Origin of the sequence: Actinacidiphila sp. bgisy160, from assembly GCF_965342435.1 — a bacterium.
In the GTDB taxonomy this organism is placed as follows: domain Bacteria; phylum Actinomycetota; class Actinomycetes; order Streptomycetales; family Streptomycetaceae; genus Actinacidiphila.
Genome location: NZ_CBDRCM010000001.1, coordinates 482,150 through 506,486, shown reverse-complemented (window position 1 = coordinate 506,486; position 24,337 = coordinate 482,150). Strand labels below are relative to the sequence as shown.

General features: G+C 72.8%; 21 protein-coding genes and 3 tRNA genes. 8 read left to right on the top strand and 16 right to left on the bottom strand.

The annotated features are described in order from the left end of the window. Positions 1 to 20 precede the first annotated feature (20 nt). The 3 genes from purL to purS are packed head-to-tail and all read right to left on the bottom strand — an operon-like array spanning position 21 to position 3,192. Positions 21 to 2,270: a phosphoribosylformylglycinamidine synthase subunit PurL gene (purL, locus tag ACRWNP_RS02435; RefSeq protein ID WP_431959172.1), complete on the bottom strand. Its 2,250-nt coding sequence runs from the start codon at positions 2,268 to 2,270 to the stop codon at positions 21 to 23. Then, positions 2,267 to 2,950, bottom strand: a complete 684-nt coding sequence (gene purQ / locus ACRWNP_RS02430; protein ID WP_431959171.1) for a phosphoribosylformylglycinamidine synthase subunit PurQ — start codon at positions 2,948 to 2,950, stop codon at positions 2,267 to 2,269. Before purQ ends, purL begins: the two co-directional genes overlap by 4 nt. After that, positions 2,947 to 3,192: a phosphoribosylformylglycinamidine synthase subunit PurS gene (gene purS / locus ACRWNP_RS02425; RefSeq protein WP_089222639.1), complete on the bottom strand. Its 246-nt coding sequence runs from the start codon at positions 3,190 to 3,192 to the stop codon at positions 2,947 to 2,949. The genes purQ and purS overlap by 4 nt, the downstream gene beginning before the upstream one ends. A 262-nt stretch (positions 3,193 to 3,454) precedes the next feature. Here purS and ACRWNP_RS02420 point away from each other — a divergent pair, with 262 nt between their 5' ends. The 4 genes from ACRWNP_RS02420 (at position 3,455) to ACRWNP_RS02405 (ending at position 4,580) form a co-directional block, all read left to right on the top strand. Beyond that, on the top strand, positions 3,455 to 3,772 hold the full coding sequence (locus tag ACRWNP_RS02420) for a histone-like nucleoid-structuring protein Lsr2 (protein ID WP_431959170.1): 318 nt from the start codon (positions 3,455 to 3,457) through the stop codon (positions 3,770 to 3,772). A 142-nt stretch (positions 3,773 to 3,914) separates the two neighbouring features. Then, positions 3,915 to 3,986: transfer RNA gene (locus ACRWNP_RS02415), tRNA-Gly, on the top strand. A gap of 45 nt (positions 3,987 to 4,031) precedes the next feature. After that, positions 4,032 to 4,104: transfer RNA gene (locus tag ACRWNP_RS02410), tRNA-Gly, on the top strand. 403 nt (positions 4,105 to 4,507) lie between these two features. Beyond that, positions 4,508 to 4,580 (top strand) — tRNA-Gly (locus ACRWNP_RS02405). A 138-nt stretch (positions 4,581 to 4,718) separates the two neighbouring features. Here ACRWNP_RS02405 and ACRWNP_RS02400 read toward each other — a convergent pair. The 4 genes from ACRWNP_RS02400 to purD form a co-directional block, all read right to left on the bottom strand. After that, complete coding sequence (locus ACRWNP_RS02400) at positions 4,719 to 5,615, bottom strand: phosphoribosylaminoimidazolesuccinocarboxamide synthase (RefSeq protein ID WP_431959168.1); 897 nt, start codon at positions 5,613 to 5,615, stop codon at positions 4,719 to 4,721. Positions 5,616 to 5,685: 70 nt separating this feature from the next. Continuing rightward, positions 5,686 to 7,191, bottom strand: coding sequence for a N,N-dimethylformamidase beta subunit family domain-containing protein (locus tag ACRWNP_RS02395; RefSeq protein WP_431959167.1), 1,506 nt, complete (start codon positions 7,189 to 7,191; stop codon positions 5,686 to 5,688). Positions 7,192 to 7,331: 140 nt separating this feature from the next. Then, positions 7,332 to 9,017: a hypothetical protein gene (locus ACRWNP_RS02390; RefSeq protein ID WP_431959166.1), complete on the bottom strand. Its 1,686-nt coding sequence runs from the start codon at positions 9,015 to 9,017 to the stop codon at positions 7,332 to 7,334. Between the two features lie 190 nt (positions 9,018 to 9,207). Next, on the bottom strand, positions 9,208 to 10,458 hold the full coding sequence (purD, locus tag ACRWNP_RS02385; protein WP_431959165.1) for a phosphoribosylamine--glycine ligase: 1,251 nt from the start codon (positions 10,456 to 10,458) through the stop codon (positions 9,208 to 9,210). Between the two features lie 204 nt (positions 10,459 to 10,662). On the opposite strand from purD, the gene ACRWNP_RS02380 reads away from it, so the two are divergent. After that, positions 10,663 to 11,412 carry an SLATT domain-containing protein gene (locus ACRWNP_RS02380; protein WP_431959164.1) on the top strand — a complete coding sequence of 250 codons (750 nt, stop codon included), beginning with the start codon at positions 10,663 to 10,665 and terminating at the stop codon, positions 11,410 to 11,412. A gap of 28 nt (positions 11,413 to 11,440) precedes the next feature. Here ACRWNP_RS02380 and ACRWNP_RS02375 read toward each other — a convergent pair whose 3' ends face one another. The 4 genes from ACRWNP_RS02375 to ACRWNP_RS02360 all read right to left on the bottom strand — a co-directional run bounded on the left by ACRWNP_RS02375 (position 11,441) and on the right by ACRWNP_RS02360 (position 15,935). Beyond that, the gene (locus ACRWNP_RS02375) at positions 11,441 to 12,094 is read right to left on the bottom strand and encodes a hypothetical protein (RefSeq protein WP_431959163.1); all 654 of its coding nucleotides are present in this window, start codon (positions 12,092 to 12,094) and stop codon (positions 11,441 to 11,443) included. A 57-nt stretch (positions 12,095 to 12,151) separates the two neighbouring features. Beyond that, positions 12,152 to 12,838, bottom strand: a complete 687-nt coding sequence (locus ACRWNP_RS02370) for a GntR family transcriptional regulator (protein WP_431959162.1) — start codon at positions 12,836 to 12,838, stop codon at positions 12,152 to 12,154. 344 nt (positions 12,839 to 13,182) lie between these two features. Continuing rightward, entirely contained in the window at positions 13,183 to 14,550 is a 1,368-nt protein-coding gene (locus tag ACRWNP_RS02365) for an aspartate aminotransferase family protein (protein ID WP_431959161.1), read from the bottom strand. Between the two features lie 101 nt (positions 14,551 to 14,651). Next, positions 14,652 to 15,935, bottom strand: coding sequence for an adenylosuccinate synthase (locus ACRWNP_RS02360; RefSeq protein ID WP_431959160.1), 1,284 nt, complete (start codon positions 15,933 to 15,935; stop codon positions 14,652 to 14,654). A gap of 152 nt (positions 15,936 to 16,087) precedes the next feature. Between ACRWNP_RS02360 and ACRWNP_RS02355 the strand changes: the two genes are divergently transcribed. Then, the gene (locus ACRWNP_RS02355) at positions 16,088 to 16,912 is read left to right on the top strand and encodes a diacylglycerol kinase (protein WP_431959159.1); all 825 of its coding nucleotides are present in this window, start codon (positions 16,088 to 16,090) and stop codon (positions 16,910 to 16,912) included. 16 nt (positions 16,913 to 16,928) lie between these two features. Here ACRWNP_RS02355 and ACRWNP_RS02350 read toward each other — a convergent pair whose 3' ends face one another. After that, a complete protein-coding gene (locus tag ACRWNP_RS02350; RefSeq protein WP_431959158.1) occupies positions 16,929 to 17,390 on the bottom strand; it encodes a GbsR/MarR family transcriptional regulator in 462 nt (153 codons plus the stop codon). A gap of 101 nt (positions 17,391 to 17,491) precedes the next feature. Between ACRWNP_RS02350 and ACRWNP_RS02345 the strand changes: the two genes are divergently transcribed. Next, entirely contained in the window at positions 17,492 to 18,451 is a 960-nt protein-coding gene (locus ACRWNP_RS02345; protein WP_431959157.1) for an ABC transporter ATP-binding protein, read from the top strand. Further along, complete coding sequence (locus tag ACRWNP_RS02340) at positions 18,448 to 20,031, top strand: ABC transporter permease (RefSeq protein WP_431959156.1); 1,584 nt, start codon at positions 18,448 to 18,450, stop codon at positions 20,029 to 20,031. Before ACRWNP_RS02345 ends, ACRWNP_RS02340 begins: the two co-directional genes overlap by 4 nt. Before the next feature lie 60 nt (positions 20,032 to 20,091). Here the strand turns inward: ACRWNP_RS02340 and ACRWNP_RS02335 are convergent, their stop codons facing one another. From ACRWNP_RS02335 to ACRWNP_RS02320, 4 genes are all read right to left on the bottom strand, one after another. After that, complete coding sequence (locus ACRWNP_RS02335) at positions 20,092 to 21,309, bottom strand: cytochrome P450 (protein WP_431959155.1); 1,218 nt, start codon at positions 21,307 to 21,309, stop codon at positions 20,092 to 20,094. Between the two features lie 24 nt (positions 21,310 to 21,333). Further along, complete coding sequence (locus ACRWNP_RS02330) at positions 21,334 to 22,002, bottom strand: response regulator (RefSeq protein WP_431959153.1); 669 nt, start codon at positions 22,000 to 22,002, stop codon at positions 21,334 to 21,336. Continuing rightward, a complete protein-coding gene (locus tag ACRWNP_RS02325) occupies positions 21,999 to 23,294 on the bottom strand; it encodes a sensor histidine kinase (RefSeq protein ID WP_431959152.1) in 1,296 nt (431 codons plus the stop codon). Before ACRWNP_RS02325 ends, ACRWNP_RS02330 begins: the two co-directional genes overlap by 4 nt. Before the next feature lie 95 nt (positions 23,295 to 23,389). After that, positions 23,390 to 24,334, bottom strand: a complete 945-nt coding sequence (locus ACRWNP_RS02320; RefSeq protein ID WP_431959151.1) for an alpha/beta hydrolase family protein — start codon at positions 24,332 to 24,334, stop codon at positions 23,390 to 23,392. Positions 24,335 to 24,337 lie beyond the last annotated feature (3 nt).

Here is a 24,337-nt window from a genome sequence, read left to right as displayed (position 1 = left end):
GCGTGAGGACGGCGGACGGATCAGGCCAGGATCGCCGGGATCGTGCCCTCGTGAGCCGTGCGGAGCTCGTCCAGCGGGATGTCGAACTCGCCCTGGAGCTCGACCGCGTCCCCGTCGACGACACCGATCCGCGTCGCGGGCAGACCACGCGCGCCGCACATGTCGGTGAAGCGGAGCTCCTCGCTGCGCGGCACCGAGACGACCGCCCGGCCCGCCGACTCCGAGAAGAGGAACACGAACGGGTCGAGGCCGTCCGGCACGACCAGCCGCGCGCCGTTGCCGCCGCGCAGACAGGACTCGACGACGGCCTGGATCAGCCCGCCGTCCGACAGGTCGTGGGCCGCGTCGATCATCCCGTCCCGGGAGGCCGAGATGAGGATCTCGCCGAGCAGCTTCTCCCGCTCCAGGTCCACCGCCGGCGGCAGTCCGCCGAGGTGGTCGTGGACCGCCTGGGACCAGGCGGAGCCGCCCAGCTCCTCCTTGGTGTCGCCCAGCAGGTAGAGCAGCTGGCCCTGGTCCTTGAAGGCGACCGGGGTGCGGCGCGTGACGTCGTCGATCACGCCGAGCACCGCCACGACGGGCGTCGGGTGGATGGCGACGTCACCGGTCTGGTTGTAGAGCGAGACGTTGCCGCCGGTGACCGGCGTGCCCAGCTCCAGGCAGCCGTCGGCAAGTCCCCGGCACGCCTCGGCGAACTGCCACATCGCGGCCGGGTCCTCGGGCGAGCCGAAGTTGAGGCAGTCCGAGACCGCCAGCGGCTTGGCGCCGGTCGTGGCGACGTTGCGGTACGCCTCGGCGAGCGCCAGCTGCGCACCGGCGTACGGGTCGAGCTTGGCGTAGCGGCCGTTGCCGTCGGTGGCGACCGCGACACCGAGGTTGGTGTCCTCGTCGATGCGGATCATGCCGGAGTCCTCCGGCTGCGCCAGCACGGTGTTGCCCTGCACGAAGCGGTCGTACTGGTCGGTGATCCACGCCTTGGAGGCCTGGTTCGGGTGCGCGACCATCGTCAGGACCTGGGCGCGCAGCTCCTCGCCGGACCCCGGGCGCGGCAGCTTGTTGGCGTCGTCGGCCTGGAGCGCGTCCTGCCACGCGGGACGGGCGTAGGGGCGCTCGTACACCGGGCCCTCGTGGGCGACGGTGCGCGGCGGGACGTCGACGATCTGCTGGCCGTGCCAGAAGATCTCCAGCCGGTCGCCGTCGGTGACCTCACCGATGACGGTGGCGATCACGTCCCACTTCTCGCAGATCTCCAGGAAGCGGTCGACGTACTGCGGCTCGACGATGGCGCACATGCGCTCCTGCGACTCGCTCATGAGGATCTCCTCCGGCGAGAGCGTCGCGTCGCGCAGCGGCACGGTGTCCAGTTCCACGCGCATGCCACCGGAGCCGGCCGAGGCCAGCTCGGAGGTGGCGCAGGACAGGCCGGCGCCGCCGAGGTCCTGGATGCCGGCGACCAGCTTCTCCTTGAAGATCTCCAGGGTGCACTCGATGAGCAGCTTCTCCTGGAAGGGGTCGCCGACCTGGACGGCGGGACGCTTGGCCGGGCCGGTGTCGGAGAAGGTCTCCGAGGCGAGCACGGAGACGCCGCCGATGCCGTCGCCGCCGGTGCGGGCGCCGTAGAGGATGACCTTGTTGCCGGCGCCGGAGGCCTTGGCGAGGTGGATGTCCTCGTGCCTCATCACGCCGACGCACAGGGCGTTGACCAGCGGGTTGCCCTGGTAGCAGGGGTCGAAGACGACCTCGCCGCCGATGTTGGGCAGGCCCAGGCAGTTGCCGTACCCGCCGACGCCCGCGACGACGCCCGGCAGGACGCGCTTGGTGTCGGGGTGGTCCGGCGCGCCGAAGCGCAGCGGGTCCATGACGGCGACCGGGCGGGCGCCCATGGCGAGGATGTCGCGGACGATGCCGCCGACGCCGGTGGCCGCGCCCTGATAGGGCTCGATGTACGAGGGATGGTTGTGCGACTCGACCTTGAAGGTGACCGCGTAGCCCTGGCCGACGTCCACGACGCCGGCGTTCTCGCCGATGCCGACCAGCAGGGCGTCGTTGGCGGGGGCCTTCTCACCGAACTGGCGCAGGTGGATCTTGCTGCTCTTGTACGAGCAGTGCTCGGACCACATGACGGAGTACATGGCGAGCTCGGCGCCGGTGGGACGGCGGCCGAGGATCTCCCGGATGCGGTCGTACTCGTCCTGCTTCAGGCCGAGTTCGGCCCACGGCTGCTCGGTGTCCGGAGTCTCGGTGGCGTGCTTCACGGAATCGAGTGTCATGACGCGTGAACCAGCTTCTTGAGGATCGAGGTGAAGAATCCGAGGCCGTCGGTACGGCCGGTCCCGATCAGCGACTCGACGGCGTGCTCGGGGTGCGGCATGAGGCCCACGACATTGCCCGCGGCGTTGGTGATGCCGGCGATGTCCCGGAGCGAGCCGTTGGGGTTCCAGTCCGCGTAGCGGAACACCACGCGGCCCTCGGCCTCCAGCTCGTCGAGGACGCGCTCGTCGGCGACGTAGCGGCCGTCGATGTTCTTCAGCGGGATGCTGATCTCCTGGTCCGGCTCGTAATCGGCGGTCCAGGACGTCGAGTTGTTCTCGACGCGCAGCTTCTGGTCCCTGCAGATGAAGTGCAGGTGATTGTTGCGCAGCATGGCGCCCGGCAGCAGATGCGTCTCGGTGAGCACCTGGAAGCCGTTGCAGATACCGAGGACCGGAAGGCCGTCCTTGGCGCCGGCGATGATCGACTCCATCACGGGCGAGAAGCGGGAAATCGCCCCGGCCCGGAGATAGTCGCCGTAACTGAATCCACCGGGCAGGACGACGGCGTCCACCTGGTGGAGATCCTTGTCACGGTGCCACAGCGGCACCGGCTCTGCGCCCGCGACGCGGACCGCGCGCTGGGTGTCCCGGTCGTCGAGCGTCCCGGGGAAGGTGACGACACCGATGCGTGCGGTCACGACTCCACCTTCACGGTGAAGTCCTCGATCACGGTGTTGGCGAGGAAGGTCTCGGCCATCTCTCGGATACGGGCGAGGGCGGCGTCGTCGACCGGACCCTCCAGTTCGAGCTCAAAACGCTTGCCCTGGCGGACGTCGGCGATTCCCTCGAACCCGAGGCGCGGCAGCGCGCGCTGCACCGCCTGGCCCTGCGGGTCGAGGATCTCCGGCTTGAGCATGACGTCGACTACGACGCGTGCCACGGTCACTCCCGGTGGTGTGCTGCGGTGAGATGTCCCCACCGTACCCCGCCGAAAAATCTACGCGGGTAGATATTCCAGAATGGTCACGGGATATTCCCCTGCCGGATTGCCGCCGCGACACCCGGAGGAATTCGCCCGGTGGCCGCGGCGAAAAAGAGCGGCCGGGTAAATGGGAAAGCATTGACCCCGGCCCTGGGGCTTCGATACAACAACGGGGCCAACGCAGGCCCCAGGGCCTTCTCCATCGAAAGGACCGGCATCCATGGCGCAGCGCGTAGTGGTCACGCTCTCCGACGACCTCGACGGCGGTGAAGCGGCGGAAACGGTCTCTTTCGGCCTCGACGGGAAGTCGTACGAGATCGACCTGTCCGCCGACAACGCCGAGCAGCTCCGCGAGGCCCTCGCCCCGTACGTCGAGGCAGGGCGCCGCCGCAGCCGGCTCGGCAAGGCCTACAAGCACACCTCGCTCGCCCCGGACCCGGCCGCCGTGCGCGCCTGGGCGCTCTCCCGGGGCTTCGACGTGCCGCCGCGCGGCCGCATCCCCAAGAAGCTCTACGAGGCGTACGCCGAGGCCGGCTGACCGGCGGCCGCGCCCCGGCCGGGCTTCCCGGGCCCCCGCCCGGGAATCACCCGGAAGAAGCGATTGGACAGCCACCCCCGTTGATCCGCTAGAGTCTGGAGCACGCCGAGGGCAGGGCCGAAAGGCCGGGCTCCCGGGCCACGCGGGTGTAGTTCAGTAGCAGAACATCCTCCTTCCAGGGGGAAGGCGCAGTGTGCGATTCCTGTCACCCGCTCTGATTGCTCGACCGGTCCTGAGGATCGGGTAGAGTAGTCGCCGTGCGGACGTGGCTCAGTTGGTAGAGCATCACCTTGCCAAGGTGAGGGTCGCGAGTTCGAATCTCGTCGTCCGCTCTTGAAGGAAGACCCCGGTCGGATCACTGATCGGGGTCTTCTTCGTGTTCCCGGAACCGCCCGGTGTGACGGTGCCCACACGGCGGACGCCCGAACTCCCCTGGCCCCGGGCGGCGGTCGCCACCTCCCGCCGCTGCTCCCGTGCGCCCGGAACCGCCCCGCACCAGGGGTCCGCGACGGCCCGCGGGGCTCTGGTGGGTGCCGTCGAGCCCGAGTTGGCCGACCTCCGGGGAACGCCACAGGGACCGTCCGCAGGCCCTCGACGGGGTGCGCACCGCCGCCGTGCTCCCGTCGCGCGCGCCGTGGGACGCGACGCGGGCGACCCGTCGTGCCGGGGTGTGTGCCCAAGGCCCCAAGGGTTGGCTATAGTGGATGACGCACCGCACGGGAACGCGCGGAGCAGGCGGACGTAGCTCAGTTGGTAGAGCGCAACCTTGCCAAGGTTGAGGTCGCGAGTTCGAGCCTCGTCGTCCGCTCAAAGGGAAGGCCCCGGTCGTGACGACCGGGGCCTTCGGTGTTCCTGGGACGGCTGGGCCGTCCGTCGTCTCCGTCACCGGGCCGCCGCCGCCCCGTGCCCGCCGGACGGGAGATCCGGCGGGCGCGGGCCGTGGCGGCTACCAGCTGAGGCCGGTGAGCCGCTCGTACGCCTCGATGTACTTGGCGCGGGTCTGCTCCACCACGCGCTCCGGCAGAGGCGGCGGGGGCTGCTCGCCGCGGCGGTCCCAGCCGGACTCGGCGGAGGTCAGCCAGTCGCGCACGAACTGCTTGTCATAGGAGGGCTGGGCGTGGCCCGGCTCCCACAGTTCGGCGGGCCAGAAGCGCGACGAGTCCGGGGTCAGCACCTCGTCGGCGATGGTCAGCACGTCACCGTCGAAGCCGAACTCGAACTTGGTGTCGGCCAGGAGGATGCCGCGCTCACGGGCGATGTCCCGGGCCCGGCCGTAGACCGCGAGGGTGCTCTGGCGCAGCTGCGCCGCGGTGTCGGCACCGACCTGGCGGGCGACCTCCTCGTAGCTGACGTTCTCGTCGTGCTCGCCGACCTCGGCCTTGGTCGCCGGGGTGAAGATCGGCGCGGGCAGCTCGGAGCCGTCCACCAGGCCCTCGGGGAGGGTCACCCCGCACACCGTGCGGTCGGTGTTGTACTCGAGCAGGCCGGAGCCGGCCAGGTAGCCGCGCGCGACGCACTCGACGGGGACCATGTCCAGCGGCTTGCAGACCGTCGTCCGGCCCTCCCAGTCGGCGGGGGCACCCTCCGGGAGCTCGGTGGACAGCACGTGGTGCGGGACCAGGTCGGCGATCTGGTCGAACCACCACAGCGACAACCGGGTCAGGACGCGTCCCTTGTCCGGGATCTCGGTGGGCAGCACCCAGTCGTACGCGGACATCCGGTCGCTGGCCACCATCACCAGCTCTCCTGCCTCGTTCTGGTACAGCTCGCGCACCTTGCCGGTGTGCAGGTGCACCAGGCCCGGCACTTGCGCGGGCTCGGGCTTGTGGACGAATCCGGACATGGGTCCTCCCCGATCGGCGGTTCGGTTCCCGATTCTCCCGTACCCGGGCCCGGCGGGCGCGACGCGGGGGTCAGCCGTGCTTGCAGATGTGGTCCAGGAGATTGGCGGTGGCGCGCTGGACACGGGGGTCGACATGGCCCGGGCGGTCCAGCGCCGGGGACCAGGCGAAGGTGCCGGAGGCGAAGACCAGCGCCCCGCCGGGCGCCCGGTACAGCGAGGTCTCCTGGTGCGCGCGGCGGCCCGCCGAGTCCTCGTACGGGGAGTGCGCCAGCAGGATCCGCTCCATGTAGTCCGGCAGCGGTGTGCGCGGGAAGTAACGGTCCGCCTCACCCGCGACCAGGCCGGGGATCTCGTCGCCCTCCTCAGCGCCGGTGGCCTCCCACAGCCAGTGCCCGGCGTTCCGCACCACCAGCGGGGACGGCTCGGGCACCCGGCCCGCGTACTGCACGCCGATCAGAAGTTGTTCGGGCTCGCCCATGTCGCGCCACAGGGCACTGCGGCCCGGCGGGAAGCCGCGGCGCTTGCGGCAGCTGAGCAGCCGGTCGGGGTCGCCGGAGGGCGAGGGGCCCAGCTCGGTCTGCCAGTACATGGTGTTGGCGGACAGGAAGACCAGCGAGGTGCCGCCGTCCCGGGCCGCCTCGACAGCGCGCCGCATGGGGACCGTCCAGTACTCGTCGTGACCGGGGAAGACCATGCCCCGGTAGCGCGAAGGATCGATCCTCCCGGCGTGCAGGTCGCGGGCGTCGGCATAGGCCAGGTCGTAGCCGTAGCGCTCGGCCCAGCGGATGAAGTCGTAGGCGTGGCCGACGTGCAGCGGGAGTCCGGCGCCCGCGTACGGCCGGTCGAAGGAGACGGTGACCGCGGCCTCCTCCTCGCCCAGCAGCCGGCCCTTCTCGTCCCACGCGTGGTAGAGGCTGGCGCCCGTGCGGCCGTCCTCGGGGTAGAGGTTGTACGCCTGCCACGTGACGTCGGGCAGCAGCAGGAGCAGGTCGGCCGGCCGGTCGTCGCGCACGGTGAACGGGATGTGGCTGCGGTAGCCGTCCTGCGTGGTGAGCACGGCCACATAGGCGCCGGGCTTCCAGTACGAGGGCACCTGCAGCCGCCAGGACTGCCACCAGTGGTGGCAGGAGACCGTGCGCCCGGCGGCGAGCGGCGCGGGCTGGACGATCCCCGACAGCCGCGGGCTGGAGGTGAACTGGGCGGCGCCGTCCCCGCCGTAGTGCCCGATCCGGTAGACGTCGATGCCGTAGTTCTGCGGCGGGTCGACGGTGATCCGGAAGTCGATGGCGTCTCCGGGGGCCACGGAGGCGCCCGGCGCGAAGCCCTTGATCTGGCACCGCACGTCGTCAGCCACGCGCGGGCCGGGCACGCGGGGCGTGCGCCCCACGGTGCCCGGGGAACCCCCGGGCTCTCCCCGGCTGGCGGCCAGGTCGACGTACCACGGCACGACCTGGCCGGTGTCGTCCAGATACTGCACCGCACCGCGCAGCCATGGCACCGGGCCCTGCCCGAAGGGGTCGGTGACCCCGTGCGCCAGTGCCCCGGACTGCCAGCGGCGGACCTGTTCCTTCACCACGATGGTCCCCTCCTCGTCGTCCCCCGAGGTGGTGTGTGCGCACGTCCAGCACATCACACAATGCGCTGTCTCGGTTACTGTTCGTGGCGCATTGTCGCCGGGATTTCACACCGGGGCTGACAAAACCCGCCGTTCTTCCGTCAGATGAGCCGTATCGGCTTCTCAGGGCGTACGCCCACGGCACTCAGCCAGGAGCGCAGCGGGGCGGCGTCACCGTTCTCCACCAGCCGGAGCACGGGCCAGGCCAGGTCTCCCCGGCGCACCCCGCCGACCAGCAGGGCGGGCCCGTCCAGCCAGTCCAGGCCGGGGGCGGCACCGGCGGTGTCCACCGCGGCACAGCAGACCATCGCGGTCACGTGGTCGGTGAGCAGTTCACGCCCGGTCCGTGGCGGGAGCAGCTGGTAGACGGGCGTGAAAGCGCCGTCGGACGGGACCTGGCCGGCGGACTCCTCCCGCGAGGCCTCCTCGCGCACGGCCTCCTCGCGGGCGACGTGCCGGGTGATGCGGTCCGCCAGCTCCTCGCCGCCGCCCGTGGAGAGCCGCTCCAGCACCCGGGCCAGGGTCGCGCGCCCCGGCTCGCCGCAGTCGTCCACCGTGCGCCTCGACCCGCCGGAGGCCACGGATATGCGCAGGCTCCCGGCGACCCCCGCGGGCTCGTGCACCTCGTCCAGGACGGTGACCAGGCGAGACGCGTCGCTGCGCCAGATGCGGTCGACGACCTCCTGCGGGTAGGTGTCCCAGCCGACCGGGGCCCACTCGGAGCCGGACCGCCGCGGGCCGCCGTGGAACAGCCGGGCGGCGAGCAGTGAGGCCGCCTCGTCCACCGTGCCGGGCTCCTCCAGCAGGTCGCACGCCGGGCGCTCGCCCAGCCGGGACTCGAAGCCCTCGGCCAGCCGGTCCCGCCGGGACAGCTCGGTCAGGGCCGCCACCACACCCGCGTCGAGGCGGGACGGCCAGCGCCCCATGCGCCAGGCCGGCAGCGCCACCCGGGTCAGCAGGCGGTCCCAGCCCGCGTAGGCCAGGCCCACCTGCTCCTGGGCGACGATGCGCAGCCCGTAGTCGACCGCCTGGGCCCGCTCGGAGGCGGAGGCGGCCACCGCGCGCTCCATCTCCGCCGCGTGCGCCCGGCAGCCGCGCAGCAGCAGCTTGGCGACCCAGCCCAGGAACCCGTATGCGGGACCGCGCACGAACCCGGCGGCCGAGGACTCCCGCGGGGCGGTTGCCACGCCTACGGCGGCGTCCAGGCCGCGCACGAAGCGCCGGGCGGCCGCGATGTCAGGATCGGCGGCCGGGCCCGTGCCCGCCACGACCGGGGCGAGCAGGGCGCGCAGCTCGGCGACCCGCATCCACCACATGAACGGCGAGCCGATCACCAGCGCGGGCGCCTCGCAGGGCGCGCCGCGCCGCCGCCGGCGCCGGTGGGTGCGGTCCTCCAGCCAGCTGTCGCAGTCCGGGGTGAGTTCTATCGCCGAGGGGGCGGGCACCTGCAGCCGGACGGCCAGGTCGCGCACCATGCGGTACAGGTCGGGGGCGGACGCCTCGGAGACCGCCACGGTCGGGCTCACGGCCGGCCTGGCGCGTACGATCACCGCCGCGACACCGGCCGCGAGCAGCAGCACGAGCAGCGCGCCCGCGACCACCGCCCAGCGCAGCACCTCGGACGCGTCACCGACGATGCGGCCCGTCGCGCCGCCGACCAGCAGTACGACCGCGACCGCGGCGGGCAGAAGCGCGACCGCGAGCGCGGCGCTGCGGATGCGCAGGACGGCGAGCGCGCGTGAACGCGCGTGCCCCTCACCTGCTTCCCCGGCCAACGGTGTGCTCACCCCCAAGCTGCTGACGCGACTGCATGCCCCCACTGTCGCACCGCCCACCGACACCGCAATGTCGGTAGGGCCGATAGTGCGGTGCGCGCTGGGGTCCACAGTGCGCTTGCCGGGCACCCTAGTTGGGCTCGGGGCTCACGTCAGCAGGATGGCGAAGGCATCACCCCTTGGAGTGGCCTTGCCCGCCGATTCAGGCCTGGGCGGCCTTTTTCGCGATATCCGAACGGTGGTGCGAGCCCTTCAGCCCGATCCGTCCCACCGCCCGGTAGGCGCGCTCCCTGGCCTCGGCCAGATCTCCCCCGGTGGCCGTGACGGACAGTACGCGGCCGCCGGCGCTCACCACGCGGCCCTCCGCGTCCGCCTTGGTGCCCGCGTGCAGCACATAGGCGTGCTCGTCCTTCTCCGCGACCTCGTCCAGGCCCCTGATCGGGTCGCCGGTGCGGGGGGTGCCGGGGTAGTTCTCTGAGGCGATGACCACGGTCACCGCGGCGCCGTCGCTCCAGCGCAGCGGCGGGAAGGCGGCCAGCCGGCCGGTCGCCGCGGCGCGCAGCAGGCCAGACAGCGGGGTCCTCAGCCGGGCCAGCACGACCTGGGTCTCCGGATCGCCGAAGCGCGCGTTGAACTCGATCACCCGCACACCGCGCGAGGTGATCGCCAGCCCCGCGTACAGCAGCCCGGCGAACGGGGTGCCCCGGCGGCGCAGCTCGTCGACGGTCGGCTGGAGCACCGTGCGCTCCACCTCCTCGACCAGCCGCGGATCGGCCCACGGCAGCGGGCTGTACGCGCCCATGCCCCCGGTGTTGGGGCCCTCGTCGGCGTCGTGGGCGCGCTTGAAGTCCTGCGCGGGCTGCAGCGGGACCACGGTCTCGCCGTCGGTGACGGCGAACAGGGAGACCTCGGGGCCGTCCAGGTACTCCTCGATGACCACGCGCTCGCACGAGTTGGCGTGCGCCCTGGCGGCCTCCAGGTCCTCGGTCACCACGACGCCCTTGCCGGCGGCCAGACCGTCGTCCTTCACGACGTACGGGGCGCCGAAGGCGTCCAGCGCGTCATCCACTTCCGCGGGGGTGGTGCACACGTAGGAGCGGGCGGTGGGCACGCCGGCCGCGGCCATCACGTCCTTGGCGAAGGCCTTCGAGCCCTCCAGGGCCGCGGCCTGCTCCGACGGGCCGAAGCAGTCGATGCCACGGGCGCGCACGGCGTCGGCCACACCCGCCACGAGGGGGGCCTCGGGGCCCACCACGACCAGGTCGGCGCCGAGCCGCTCCGCGAGGCCGGCCACGGCCGCACCGTCGAGGGCGTCGACCGCGTGCAGCTCCGCCACCTCGGCGATGCCGGCGTTCCCGGGCGCGCAGTGCAGTCCCTCCACGTCGGGGTCGAGGGACAGGGCACGGCACAGGGCGTGTTCGCGGGCACCGCCGCCGATGACAAGCACGTTCACGGTGCCCAGGGTATCGGCTGGCGGCACCCACCCCGTCGGCCGGTCACCACGGGCCCCGACTCACTCTTTCGAGTGGCCCGGGACCCGGCCCCATACCTGATCAAGCGACTCGTAAGGGCGGAAACGGCCCGACAACCCTCGCACGGTCAGCCGTTCGGCGGTAAGAAGGTGCCTCGTCATCGGAAGTCGCGAGGGAGCGTGCAGGTGAGCCAGCCGGACATGTATCCCGAGGAGGTCCCCCGGGAGAAGCCGAAGCGGCGCGCGCTGCACAGGCACGAGGACCTGCGGACCCGGCCGTTCCCGCTCGGCGACTGGGGGGAGCCGGCCGAACGGCTGGAGGAGCTCTACCGCTGGGTGGAGGCGGACGCCCTGCGCACCGTCGAGTGGTACCTCGCCGACCGCCTGCGCAAGCGGCGCTGGGCCCGGTCGCTGCGGGTCGGCGGGGCCCTCTTCGCGACGACCGGCGCCGTCCTCGCCGTCACGGGCGCGGGCGGCCGCATCCGCTGGGCGTACGCCGCCCTGGTGCTGGCCGTCGTGTGCGTGGGCCTGGACCGCTACCTCGGGCTGACCGCCGGCTGGATGCGGGACATGGCGACCGCCCAGGCCGTGCAGCGCCGGCTGGAGACGCTGCGCTTCGACTGGGCCTCGGAGTCGGTCCGCGAGGTCCTGGGCCCGACGGAGGGCACCGCGGCCGAGGCCGCCGAGCGGTGCCTGACGGTGCTGCGCCGCTTCAGCGAGGACGTCTCGGAACTGGTGCGCTGCGAGACCGCCGACTGGATGGTGGACTTCCGGGCCGGCGCCGCCCCGCTGCGGACCCAGTCCCTCACCTGGGCGGGGAGCGCCCGGGGCACGGAGGGCGCCGGGCCCGGCAGCGGCGGCCGGTTCCCGCTGCTGCCCGGCGGGCGGCCGAGCATGCCGCGCCAGCGCCCCCCGGAGGGCCCCCGCGCGAGCTGACCGCCGCCCGGCGGCGCCCGCCCCGCGGCTAACTGAAGACGATCATCGAGCCCTGCCCCAGCGAACGCGTCGCCGCCGCGTGCAGCCCCAGCCACACGTGGCGCTCCCGCGCGAAGGGGCTGCCGTCGTGGTGGGCGGGCGGGGCCGCCGGCTCCTCCAGCTCGGTGGGACCGGCCGGCGGCGCCGGGGCCGGCGGCGGGTTGTGCGGGTCGATGCCGATCACCGGGGCGACGAACTCGAGCTCGCGCAGCAGGCCGTGGGCGGAGCCCAGGGGGCCGCCGGCGTCGAGGAGTTCGTCGTCGACCAGCGGATGGGGGAAGTCGAGGGGGACGTAGGCGCCCGCGTGGTCGTAGTGCCAGACCAGGTGCGACCGCTGGGCCGTGGTCTCGAACATCTCCAGCAACTGCTCGTAGTCACCGCCGAGTTCGTCGACCGGGGTGACCGCGAGGCCCTGGATGTGCAGCAGGTACGCGCGGCGCAGGAAGTGCAGCGCGTCGTAGTCGAAGCCCGCGACCGGGGCCACGTCGCCGGACAGGCCCGGCATGTAGCTGTAGACGGGCACCGGTGGGAGGCCGGCGTCGCTCAACGCCTTGTCATAACGGGCGATCTCCTCGGCGAACGGGTTGTCGGGGCTGTGGCAGAGCACGTCCACCAGGGGAACCAGCCACAAGTCGCAGGCCACAGGCGCTCCAAGTCCTTCCGTGCGTGGTCGGACCAGCGTAGTGGGCGGCGGCCGTTCCTACCGGCCCGCGGCCAGTCGCCGCATGAGCGCGAGGGAATGGTCGTCGAACTCCTCCACCACGCGCCGGGCCGTCTGCGTGTCCCGTTTCTCGATCGCGGTGACCAGGGCGACGTGGTCGGACCAGCACAGTCCCTCCAGGTCCGCCCGGCCGCGCAGGAAGGGCACCGCGTACACCCAGGTCTGGGTGCGGATGCGGTCGAGGAACTCGCCGACGTGGGCGTTCCCGGCCAGCGCCGTCAGCTCGCGCCAGAAGCGGATGTCGTAACCGATGAGGACGTCCAGTTCGCCGGACCTGGCGGCGCGCGCCGCCGCCTCGGCCCGGCGCCGTACGGACGCCAGCTCCGTGGGGTCGACCTCGCGCATGCCGCGCGCGGCGATGCGGCGGAAGATCCCCTCGACGACGAGAGTGCGCGCCTCGACCATGGAACGGAACTCCGCGTCCGTGAAGCGCCGCACCTGGAAGCCGCGGTGGTGCTCGACGTCCAGCAGCCCCTGTGCCGCCAGGTCGACCAGGGCCTCGCGGACCGGGGTGGCGGACACGCCGTACAGCTCCGCGATCTCCTTGACGGTGAAGTGCCGCCCGGCCGCCATGCGCCCGGTGAGCACCTCGTCGCGGAGCGCGTCGGCTATCTGCTGCCGCAGACTGCTCCGTCGGACGGGTCCGCCCGCTGGGCCTTCCGGCATGCCCGGTGCCTCCCTGAAGATGTGGCGGTGCGCTTTCGGCTCCGCCACACCTTATGCGAGGCCGGGCCACGGGTGGTCCACACCTGTTGTGCGCCTCACCGGCGGCCCGGGCAGGCGCCGGGCCGCGCTCAGCCGTCGTTGCAGTGGCCGGTCTTCCCCGTGAACGGGAAGAGCGGGAACCCGTCCGTGCACGGCCGGTCCGGTGCATGGGAGGGTCACTCCATCCCGACCCGGTACAGCAGTGTCAGCGCGCCGACCGCCACGAAGAGCGCGAGCCAGGCGGCGGCGGCGGCTTTCCCGACCAGGGGACGCGGCGACCGGCCGCCCGGTTCCCGCGGCGCGCCCTACCCTCGCTGGACGGTGTGCTCGTCGGCGACGGACAGCGCCGCGTCCAGAAGCGCCAGGCCCTCCTTGGCCTCGGCCTCGGTGATGTTGCAGGCGGGCACCACATGGGTGCGGTTCATGTTGACGAACGGCCACAGGCCGCTCTTCTTGCAGGCCGCCGCGAAGGCCGCCATCGGGGCGTTCGCCTCGCCCGCCGCGTTGTAGGGGACCAACGGTTCGCGGGTCTCCCGGTCGCGCACCAGCTCGACCGCCCAGAAGGCGCCGAGGCCCCGCACCTCGCCGACCGAGGGGTGGCGCTCGGCGAGCTCCCGCAGGCCCGGGCCGAGCACGTTCTCGCCGAGCGCCGCCGCGTGCGCGACGACGCCCTCGTCCTCCATCACCTGGATCGTGGCGACGGCGGCGGCACAGGCCAGCGGGTGGCCGGAGTAGGTGAGGCCGCCCGGGTAGGGGCGGGTGGCGAAGGTCGCGGCGATCTCCTCGCTGATCGCGACACCGCCGAGCGGCACGTAGCCGGAGTTGACGCCCTTGGCGAAGGTGAGCAGGTCAGGAGTGGCGTCGAACCGCTCGGCGGCGAACCAGTTGCCGGTGCGGCCGAAGCCGGCCATGACCTCGTCGAGGACGAATACGATCCCGTACCGGTCGCAGATCTCACGGACGCCGGCGAGGTAGCCGGGCGGAGGCACCATGATGCCCGCGGTGCCGGGCACCGTCTCCAGGACGATCGCCGCGACGGTCTGCGGGCCCTCGAAGACGATGGTGTCCTCGAGGTGCTGCAGCGCGCGGTCGCGCTCCTGCTCCTCGGTCTCCGAGTGGAACGGCGAACGGTAGAGGAACGGCGCCCAGAAGTGGACGACGCCGGCCGAGCCGTTGTCGGAGGGCCAGCGGCGCGGGTCGCCGGTCAGGTTGATCGCGGCCGAGGTGGCGCCGTGGTAGGAGCGGTACGCGGAGAGCACCTTGGTACGGCCGGTGTGCAGCCGGGCTAGCCGTACCGCGTTCTCGACGGCCTCGGCGCCGCCGTTGGTGAAGAAGATCTTGTCCAGGTCGCCGGGGGTGCGCTCGGCGATCAGCCGGGCGGCCTCGGAACGCGCCTCCACGGCGAAGGCGGGCGCGAAGGTGACGAGCCTCGCGGCCTGCTCCTGGATGGCGGCGACGACCCTGGGGTGCTGGTAACCGATGTTGGTGAACACCAGGCCGCTGGTGAAGTCCAGGTAGCGGTTGCCGTCGAAGTCCCAGAAGTACGCGCCCTCGGCCCCGGCGACCGCCAGCGGGTCGATCAGGCCTTGCGCGGACCATGAGTGGAAGACATGGGCGCGGTCGGCGGCCTTGACGGCGGCGCCGGTCTCGGGGTCGGCGAAAGGAGGGGTCATACGCCCAGGCTAAGGAACGGCCCGGGCGCACGACATTGGCACCCTGTATGACGGTGGGCGCGCGCGCCGACAGGTTGTAGGGCGGGCGCGCCCACCGTCACTCAGAGGAAGGAGTTGACCTCGATGGTCTCGGTGCGGCCGGGGCCGACGCCGATGGCCGAGATCGGGGCGCCGGACATCTCCTCCAGCGCCTTGACGTACGCCTGGGCGTTCTTCGGCAGGTCGGAGAAGGTCTTCGCCTTGCTGATGTCCTCGCTCCACCCGGGCAGCGTCTCGTAGACCGGCTTGGCGTGGTGGAAGTCCGTCTGGCTGAACGGCAGTTCCTCGACGCGCTTGCCGTCGATCTCGTAGGCGACGCAGACCGGGATCTGCTCCCAGCCGGTGAGCACGTCGAGCTTGGTGAGGAAGAAGTCCGTGAGGCCGTTGACCCGGGTCGCGTAGCGGGCGATCACCGCGTCGAACCAGCCGCAGCGGCGGTCGCGGCCCGTGGTGACGCCCCGCTCGCCGCCGATGCGGCGCAGCGCCTCGCCGTCGGCGTCGAACAGCTCGGTCGGGAACGGGCCGGCGCCGACGCGGGTGGTGTAGGCCTTGAGGATGCCGATCACCCGGTTGATCTTGGTGGGGCCGATGCCCGAGCCGGTGCAGGCGCCGCCGGCCGTCGGGTTGGACGAGGTCACGAAGGGGTACGTGCCGTGGTCGACGTCCAGCAGGGTGCCCTGACCGCCCTCGAGGAGGACGACCTTGCCCTCGTCGAGCGCGGTGTTGAGGACCAGCGTCGTGTCGGCGACGTAGTCCTTGATCTGCTCCGCGTAGCCCAGGTACTCCTCGACCACCTGGTCGGTGCTGATGGCACGACGGTTGAAGATCTTGACCAGGACCTGGTTCTTGTCGTGGAGCGCCGCCTCGACCTTCTGACGGAGGATCGACTCGTCGAAGAGGTCCTGAACCCTGATGCCCACGCGGTTGATCTTGTCGGCGTAGGCGGGGCCGATGCCGCGGCCGGTGGTGCCGATCTTGCGCTTGCCGAGGAAGCGTTCCGTCACCTTGTCGATCGTCTGGTGATACGGCGTGATCAGGTGCGCGTTACCGCTGATGAGGAGCTTGGACGTGTCGACGCCGCGCTCGTTCAGCCCGCTCAGCTCGGAGAGCAGGACCGCCGGGTCGACGACGACTCCGTTGCCGATGACCGGGGTGCATCCCGGCGACAGGATCCCGGAAGGCAGGAGGTGCAGCGCGTACTTCTGGTCGCCGACGACGACCGTGTGGCCGGCGTTGTTGCCGCCCTGGTAGCGCACCACATAGTCCACGGAGCCACCGAGCAGGTCGGTGGCCTTTCCCTTGCCCTCGTCACCCCACTGAGCACCGAGCAGCACAAGTGCGGGCACAGGCGTACACCCCTTCCGGGCGGGGCATGTCCAACGTGGCTCCCCATGGCGGGCAGAGCCGTCGGACCGGTGCCCCGGAAATAGACGAAGCCCCTGGCGCAAGGCAGCGCAAGGGGCTCTTGCACCGAGATGTTACCTGAGGAAGGACCAAGGTGTCGGCTCAGCGACCGTCCGGGCAGCCCCTGCTCGTGGTCATCGACCCCGCCGCCCGCGCCGTGGACGGCGAATCCGTACGCATCGCGAAGGACGTGCTGTGCGGGGGAGCCCCCTCCGTGAAGATCGCTCTTCCGGAGTCCGAGGAGGAGGCCGTGCGGGTGCTGGAGCACCGGGGACGGCGGCGACCGGTGGTCGTGGGCGACGACGCGGCGCTGCTGCGCACGGTACGGGCGCTGCATTCGGCCCGGGGGCTGGGCGAGGCCGTCGTCGGCCTGGTGCCGGTCGGACGGCGGACCGGCCTGGCACGGGCGCTCGGCGTACCGGGCGGGGCGGTGAGCGCGGCGCGCGCGGTGCTGGACGGGGCGGAGCGCGAGCTGGACCTGCTGCTCGACGACAGCGGCGGCATCGTGCTGGGCGCGCTGCGCATCGCCTCCGCGACCCCCGCCTGGTGGACGCCGGTGGAACGCCGGGCCCGCTCGCTGGCGCGCACGCTGAGCCTGAACGGCCACACCCCGCACCTGGGGCTGGGCCTGCGCGGCGGGCAGCGGCTGCGAATCGAGGCGGACGGGGTGGTGCTGGCCGACCTGGACGACTGCGTCGAGGAGGTGTCGGTCTCCACGGCCGTGCCCGGCCTGGCCGAAGTGCTGGTGCGCAGGGAGGGCGCGGCGCCCGCGGGACCGGTGCACGCCCGGAGCGTCACCGTCTCCGGACGGGACTTCCGCTACACGGCCGACACCGCGCCGGCAGGCCCGGTCCGGCGCCGCACGTGGACGGTGATGCCCGCGGCCTGGCGGCTGACCGTCCCGCGCTCGGCCTATTAGGCGGACCGCAAGAGCGTCAGAGCACGCCCTGTTCGCGCAGTTCCGCCTTGCGCTCGCGCCAGCGGTCCATCATGTCCACGAGTTCGTCCTGCAGGAAGTCGAAGAAGGCCGCGGTCTCCGCGAGCCGCCGGCCGGCCGCGGATTCCGGCCCGAGGGTGTCGATGCCGGACCGCAGGGTGTTCTCCCAGCGGGCGAGGACCTGGTCGCGGCGGGTGAAGGTCTCGTACCACTGGTCGCTGTGCACCCGGTAGCGCTCGCGCCGTGAGCCCGGCTCGCGCTCGCGGGTGAGCATGCCGACCTGCGCCAGGTAGCGGACCGCGCCGGAGACGGCGGCCGGGCTGGCCTGGAGCCGTTCGGACAGCTCGGCGGCGCTCAGCACTCCGGTCTCCGAGGCGAGGAGCGCGGCGAACACCCGGGCCGCCATGCGCTGCATGCCCGCTTCGACCAGCTCCGCCGCGAAGCGTTCGACGAACGTCATCGGCTCCAAGGGCTCCTCCGCCACCGTCATCGCCTCCCGTACCGAAGTTTATACAGTTCTTTGACTTCACAAATTTGTGAATCTACTGTATGTTCGAAATCATGACGAAGGCAATCAGTGTGGCCGGACTGCACAAGTCCTTCGGCCACACGCACGCACTGGACGGCCTCGACCTGACCGTCGAAGAGGGCGAGGTGCACGGCTTCCTGGGGCCCAACGGCGCCGGCAAGTCCACCACCATCCGCATCCTGCTCGGGCTGCTGCGCGCGGACCGGGGGGCCGCCCGGTTGCTCGGCGGCGACCCGTGGCGCGACGCCGTCGAGCTGCACCGGCGCCTGGCGTACGTCCCGGGTGACGTCACGCTGTGGCGCAACCTCAGCGGGGGCGAGGTCATCGACCTGCTGGGACGGCTGCGCGGCGGGCTGGACGAGGCACGCAGACGGCAGTTGCTGGAGCGCTTCGAGCTGGACCCGACGAAGAAGGGCCGCGCGTACTCCAAGGGAAACCGCCAGAAGGTCGCACTCGTCGCCGCGTTCGCCTCGGACGTGGACCTGCTGATACTCGACGAGCCCACCTCCGGCCTCGACCCGCTGATGGAGGAGGTCTTCCGCGAGTGCGTCCGCGAGGAACGCGACCGCGGCCGCACGGTGCTGCTGTCCAGTCACATCCTCAGCGAGGTCGAGGCCCTGTGCGACCGGGTCAGCATCATCCGGGGCGGGCGCACGGTGGAGACCGGGAGCCTCGGCGAGCTGCGGCACCTCACGCGCACTTCGGTCACCGCGGAACTGGCGGGCCCGCCGGGCGGCCTCGGCCGGCTGCCGGGTGTGCACGACCTCGACGTGCGCGGCAGCCACGTCCGGCTGCAGGTCGACACCGACAAACTCGACGCCGTGCTGCGGCAGTTGAGCGAGACGGGCGTGCGCAGCCTCACCAGTACGCCACCCACCCTGGAGGAGCTGTTCCTGCGGCACTACGAGGACGCCCCGGCCGGCACGGAAGACACGGAAGACACGGAAGGCGCCGCCGGCGCCCTCGCGGCTGACGCGGAGGCCCGGCGATGAACGCCCTCACCGGGACGGGCACGCTCACCCGGCTCGCGCTGCGCAGGGACCGCGTCATGATCCCGGCGTGGGTCGTGCCGCTCGCGCTTCTGGTCGCGTCCACCGCCTCGGCCTTCGGCGGCCTCTACGACACCCCGGCGGAACGCGCCTCGGTCGCGGCCAGCACGGCGGGCAACGGCTCGCTGCGCGCCCTCTACGGACCGGTGTTCGACACGGGCATCGGCGGACTGACAGCGTGGCGCATGATGGCCTTCGGCGCCGCCCTGGCCGGCCTGATGGCGATACTGCTGGTTGTCCGGCACACCCGGGAGGAAGAGGAGGCCGGCCGGCTGGAGCTGATCGGCGCAGGCGCCGTCGGACGGCGGGCGCCGCTGGCCGCCGCCCTGGTCGTCGGCTTCGGCGCCTCGCTGCTCCTGGGGCTGCTCGTCACCCTGGCCCTGCTCGGGCAGGGCGCGCGGGGCGCGGTCGCCTTCGGGATGGCCTTCGCCGGTGCGGGCTGCGCCTTCACCGCGGTCGCGGCGGTCGCCGCGCAGCTGACGGAGAGCGCCCGTGCCGCGCGGGGGATCGCGGGCGCGGTCCTCGGCCTCGCCTTCCTCATACGCGCCGTCGGCGATGCCGGGAGCGGCACGCTGACCTGGCTCTCGCCGCTGGGATGGGCCGAGAACACGCGCCCTTACGCGGACGAACGCTGGTGGGTGGCCGTGCTGTTCGCGGCCTGGGCCGCCGTGCTCGTCGCCGTCGCGTACGCGCTGGTGGCCCGGCGCGACATCGACGCCTCCCTGCTGCCGCCCCGCCCCGGCCCGGCCACCGCAGGTGCCCGTCTGCGTTCCGCGCAGGCGCTGGCCTGGCGGCTGCAGCGCGGCTCGCTGTGGGGCTGGACGGCGGGCTTCGCCGTGGGCGGCGGCGCGCTCGGCGGCCTCGCCAACGGGGCGGCCGACCTCGTCCGGGACAACGAGCAGCTCGCCGACGTCATGCGCGACATGGGCGGTGCCTCCGGGCTGGTGGACTCCTACCTCGCCTCCATGACCGGGGTGATGGGGATGATCGCCGCCGTCTACGCCGTCCAGGCCGTGCTCCGGCTCCAGGGCGAGGAGAACTCCGGCCGCGCCGAGCCCGTCCTCGCCACCGCCGTGGGCCGGGTGCGCTGGGCAGCGGGCCATGCGCTGCTCGCCTTCGCCGGCTCCGTGCTCCTCATGGCCGTCTCCGGCTTCACCATGGGGCTCGGCTACGGAGCGACGGCCGGAGACATCGGCGGCCAGGTCTGGCGGCTGACGGGCGCGGGCCTGGTGCAGCTGCCCGCGGTCTGGTTCGTGGCCGCGGTGGCACTGCTGCTGTACGGCGCGGCGCCGAAGGCGGCACGGGCGAGCTGGGGGGTGGCCTCGCTGACGCTCGCCATCGGGCTCTACGGGCCCGCACTGGGGCTCCCGCCCTGGCTGATGGACCTGTCCGTCTTCACGCATCTGCCGAAGGTGCCGTCGGCGGACGTCACCGTGGCCCCGCCGGCGGTGCTCACGGCACTGGCCCTCGCGCTCGCCGCCCTCGGGCTCGCGGCGCTGCGCCGCCGCGACATCACGGCGTGAGCCCCCGGACCCGGCCACCGCGCCGGGTCCCGTGGGCCCCGCAGGGCCGGCCCGGCCGCCTCAGCAGGTGACGCGCAGTTCGCGCAGACCGCGGATGACGTAACCCTCGTTCCAGGCGGGCTCCGCCGAGAGCTCCAGCCGCGGGGCGCGGCGGAGCAGCGCCGCGAAGGACGCGGCGAGTTCGATGCGGGCCAGCGGCGCGCCGAGGCAGTAGTGGATGCCCGCGCCAAAGGTGATGTGCGGGTTGTCCGCGCGGGACAGATCCAGCCGGTCGGGGTCGGCGAAGCGCTCCGGGTCGCGGTTGGCGGAGCCGAAGAGCAGCGCCACCTCGCTGCCGCGCGGGATCACCGTGCCGCCCACCTCGATGTCGTCCAGCACCCAGCGCTCGAACATCTGCAGCGGGGTGTCGTAGCGCAGCAGCTCCTCGATCGCCGTCGGCAGCAGCTCCTGCGGGGCCGCGCGCAGCTCCGCCAGCTGCTCGGGGTGCCGGAAGAGCGTCCACCAGCTGTTGCCGGTGGTGTTGACGGTCGCCTCGTGGCCCGCGTTGAGCAGCAGCACGCAGGTGGAGACCATCTCCTGCTCGCTCAGCCGGTCGCCCTCGTCGTGCGCGGCGATCAGCGCGCTGATCAGGTCCTCGCCGGGGGCCTTGCGGCGCTCGGCGATCAGCTCGCGCAGGTAGGCGGAGAACTCCTCGCTCGCGCGGACCGCCTTGCGCGCGGCGTCCTCGGAGGGCTTGAGCTCGAACATCCCGACGATGTCGGCCGACCAGGGCCGCAGCAGATGCCGGTCCGCGGCCGGTATCCCCAGCATCTCGGCGATGACGGCCACCGGCAGCGGCTCCGCGACGGTGGCGATGAGGTCGCCGCCGCCCTCCGCCACCAGCCGCTCCACCAGCTCGCCGGCGAGCCGCTGCACGGTCGGCGTGAGCCGCTCGACCGTGCGCGGGGTGAACGCCTTGGAGACCAGCCGCCGGATGCGGGTGTGGTCCGGGGCCTCGAGGTCGAGCAGGCCGTTGCCGTTGAGCGTGGTGAACGGCTCGTGCTCCGGCGGCGGCGCGGTACGGCCGAACTCCTCGTGGGTGAAGCGGTGCAGATAGGTCCGCCCGAGCCGCCGGTCCCGCAGCAGCGAGCTGACGTCCTCGAAGTGCGGGACGAGCCACTGCCCGCTCGGCTCGAACCAGTGGGCGCGCCCCTGCGCGCGCAGCCGGGCGTAGGCCGGGTAGGGGTCGGCGACGAACTGCGGCGACCAGGGGTCGAAGGCGGTGGCGGTGCTGCTCATGTGCGGAGACTACCCTCCGCCCGTTCAGCCGCCCGGGGTGACCAGCCGCGCCTCGTACGCGAAGACCGCCGCCTGGGTCCGGTCGCGCAGCCCCAGCTTCACCAGGACCCGGCTCACGTGGGTCTTGACCGTCGACTCGGCGACCACCAGATGGTCGGCGATCTCCGCGTTGGACAGTCCCTGGGCGACCAGCACGAGCACCTCCGTCTCCCGCTCGGTGAGCTCCCCGACCCGGTCCTGGGCGGGCGGCCGGGGCGTGCCCAGGCGGTTGAACTCGGTGATCAGGCGCTTGGTGATCGCCGGGGCGAGCAGCGCCTCGCCGGCCGCCACGATCCGCACGCCGTCCGCGAGCTGGCGGGCCGAGGCGTCCTTGAGCAGGAAGCCGGACGCGCCCGCGCGCAGCGCCTGGTAGACGTACTCGTCCAGGTCGAAGGTGGTCAGCACGAGCACCTTGGCGTCCGCGTCCGCGGCGACGATCTCCCGGGTGGCCTCCAGCCCGTTGAGCTCGGGCATGCGGATGTCCATCAGCACGACGTCCGGCCGCAGCGCCGCCACCTGCTCGATCGCCTGCCGTCCGTCGACGGCCTCGCCGACGACCTCGATGTCCGGCTGGGCGCCCAGCAGCACCGAGAAGCCCTCGCGGACCATCATCTGGTCGTCCGCGATCAGCACCCGGATGGTGTTCCCCGTCATGCCCGCTCCCCGGGGACCGGGATGAACACGGTGACCTCGTAGCCGCCGTCCTCGGTGGGCCCGTCGGTCATCTCCCCGCTCAGCATCGTCACCCGCTCCCTCATGCCGGCTATCCCGTGCCCCGCTCCCGGCGAGGGCTTGACCAGGCCGCGCGCCGGGCCGTTGACGACGCGCAGTCCAAGCCCGCCGAGCACATAGCTGACCTCGACCCGGGCTGCGGCGCCCGGCGCGTGCCGCAGGGTGTTGCTCAGCGCCTCCTGGATGATCCGGTACGCCGACAGCTCGACGCCTTGCGGGAGTTCGCGCACCGCGCCGGTCACCGCCTTCTCCACCTCCAGGCCCGCCTCGCGCACATTGGCGACCAGCCGGTCGAGGTCGGCGAGGGTCGGCTGCGGGGCGTCGGGAGCCTGGTAGTCCTCGGCGCGCACCACCCCGAGGACGCGGCGCAGCTCGGTCAGGGCTATGACGGCGTTCTCTCGGATGATCGAGAAGCTCTTGGTCAGCTCCTCGGGCGGGTTCTCCACGCGGTACGGCGCGGCCTCCGCCTGGATCGCGATCACGGACATGTGGTGGGCGACGACGTCGTGCAGCTCGCGGGCGATGGTCGTGCGCTCCTCCAGCAGCGTGCGCCGGGTCCGCTCGACCTCGGTCACGGCGACCTGGGCGGCGACCTCCTGCCGGGACTGGCGCAGCCCGCGCACCGCCGACACGACGGACAGCACGACGGCGGAGAGGAAGATCATGATGAAGGGATCGGAGCCGTACTCGCCGGACAGCGGCTGGAAGGTCAGCGCCAGCGCGGCGGTCAGCAGCCACATCTCGGCGGCCACCCGCGCCCGGGTGCGCGCCGCGACCACGGCCAGCACCGTCAGGTGCGAGACGAAGCCGGTGTCCGTCCACGGGTAGGTGGACGACCAGGAGTAGCCGGTGAACACCCCCGTGAGCACCGTCGCCCCGACGGACAGCCACCACGCGCCGACCGGGCGGAACATCGTGGTGAGCGGGGGCACGGCGGCCAGCAGGGCCAGCACCAGGCCGCCCGGCCCGCCCAGGCTCTCCAGCGAGACGAACATCAGGAAGACCGTGAAGAAGGTCAGCGCCACGTGCGGCAGCCAGCGCCCGTACCCCCGGAGCCTGCGCGGCACCAGGGCGAGCAGCGGGTGCCCCTCCCGCAGCGGTGCCATCGGCCGGAAGGCGAAGGCATCGGTGATCAGGTCGTGCCGCAGCCCGCTGAGGGCGCCGCGGGCCATGCGGAGCTCGGTCCGCAGCGAGGTCTGGCTTGTCTCGGTCACGCTCTCACGGTAGGGACTCCGCACGTCGCCGTCGTCACCTGCGAAGACGATGTACCGGTGTCCTCCTCAAGTAGGACCCCGGACACCAGCGGCCCTCACCAGGCGAGTTGGGCGATCTCCTCGGCGACCACGGCCGCCGCGTCCGCCGCCGGGTCGATCAGCGGGAAGTGGCCCACGCCCTCGAGCAGGGTCAGCTGGACCTCCTCCCCCGCCTTCGCCGAGGCCGCCGCGAAGGCCTCCGCGACCTGCGGCGGGACGACCTCGTCGCAGTCACCGTGCACGACGGTCACGGGGATGCCGGTGGGCAGCAGCACGGCCGGGTCGGTCTCCGCCCGGCGCTCGGCGAGCAGTTCCGCCCCGCCGAGCAGCTGGGCGACCGCTCCGGAGCACACGTCGCGCTCGACGGCCGCCTCGAAGTCGGCGATGGGCGCGAGCGCCACCACGCCGCGCAGCGCGGGCGCCCCGGGGCGGTGCCAGCGCGACCCGGCGGGCAGCACGTGCCGGGCGGCCGCCCACAGCGCGAGATGGCCGCCGGCCGAGTGACCGGTGAGCACGATCCGCCGGACGTCCACCGTGTCCTCGCCGAGTGCCTCCACGGCCAGCGCCGCGACGGCGTCGGTGGCCGCCGCGACGTCGTCGAAGGTGTCCGGCCAGCGGCCGGCGACCGTACCGCCGTTGCCCCGGCGGTACTCCACCGAGGCCACCGCGAAGCCGTGCCGGGCCAGCAGGTCCGCGAGCGGCGAGACGTGCGTCCTGTCGTACGGCGCCCGCCAGGCACCGCCGTGCAGCAGCACGACCAGCGGTCCCGGCCGGGTGCCGTCCGCCCCGGGCCGGGGAAGGTAGAAGTCCACGACCTGGTCGGAGTGCCCGCCGTAGGCGGCGGTGGCGTCCGGCGGGACAGGGGCGTGCGAGAACGCGGACGCCTCCTCGGCCGCGGCCCGCTCCGCGGGGTCCCGCGGAGCCGGCCGCGGCCCCACCGCGTCGGCATGGCCGTCGGCGCCTGCCGGAATGGTGTCGCTCGACGAGGTGGGGTCGGACATGCG

Excerpts from the sequence above, each read along its gene's own strand:
- purL (WP_431959172.1), bottom strand. The coding sequence starts at position 2,270 with ATGACACTCGATTCCGTGAAGCACGCCACCGAGACTCCGGACACCGAG.
- ACRWNP_RS02420 (WP_431959170.1), top strand. The coding sequence starts at position 3,455 with ATGGCGCAGCGCGTAGTGGTCACGCTCTCCGACGACCTCGACGGCGGT.
- ACRWNP_RS02400 (WP_431959168.1), bottom strand. The coding sequence starts at position 5,615 with ATGTCCGGATTCGTCCACAAGCCCGAGCCCGCGCAAGTGCCGGGCCTG.
- ACRWNP_RS02370 (WP_431959162.1), bottom strand. The coding sequence starts at position 12,838 with ATGCCGGAAGGCCCAGCGGGCGGACCCGTCCGACGGAGCAGTCTGCGG.
- ACRWNP_RS02365 (WP_431959161.1), bottom strand. The coding sequence starts at position 14,550 with ATGACCCCTCCTTTCGCCGACCCCGAGACCGGCGCCGCCGTCAAGGCC.
- ACRWNP_RS02350 (WP_431959158.1), bottom strand. The coding sequence starts at position 17,390 with ATGACGTTCGTCGAACGCTTCGCGGCGGAGCTGGTCGAAGCGGGCATG.
- ACRWNP_RS02345 (WP_431959157.1), top strand. The coding sequence starts at position 17,492 with ATGACGAAGGCAATCAGTGTGGCCGGACTGCACAAGTCCTTCGGCCAC.
- ACRWNP_RS02340 (WP_431959156.1), top strand. The coding sequence starts at position 18,448 with ATGAACGCCCTCACCGGGACGGGCACGCTCACCCGGCTCGCGCTGCGC.
- ACRWNP_RS02335 (WP_431959155.1), bottom strand. The coding sequence starts at position 21,309 with ATGAGCAGCACCGCCACCGCCTTCGACCCCTGGTCGCCGCAGTTCGTC.
- ACRWNP_RS02330 (WP_431959153.1), bottom strand. The coding sequence starts at position 22,002 with ATGACGGGGAACACCATCCGGGTGCTGATCGCGGACGACCAGATGATG.
- ACRWNP_RS02320 (WP_431959151.1), bottom strand. The coding sequence starts at position 24,334 with ATGTCCGACCCCACCTCGTCGAGCGACACCATTCCGGCAGGCGCCGAC.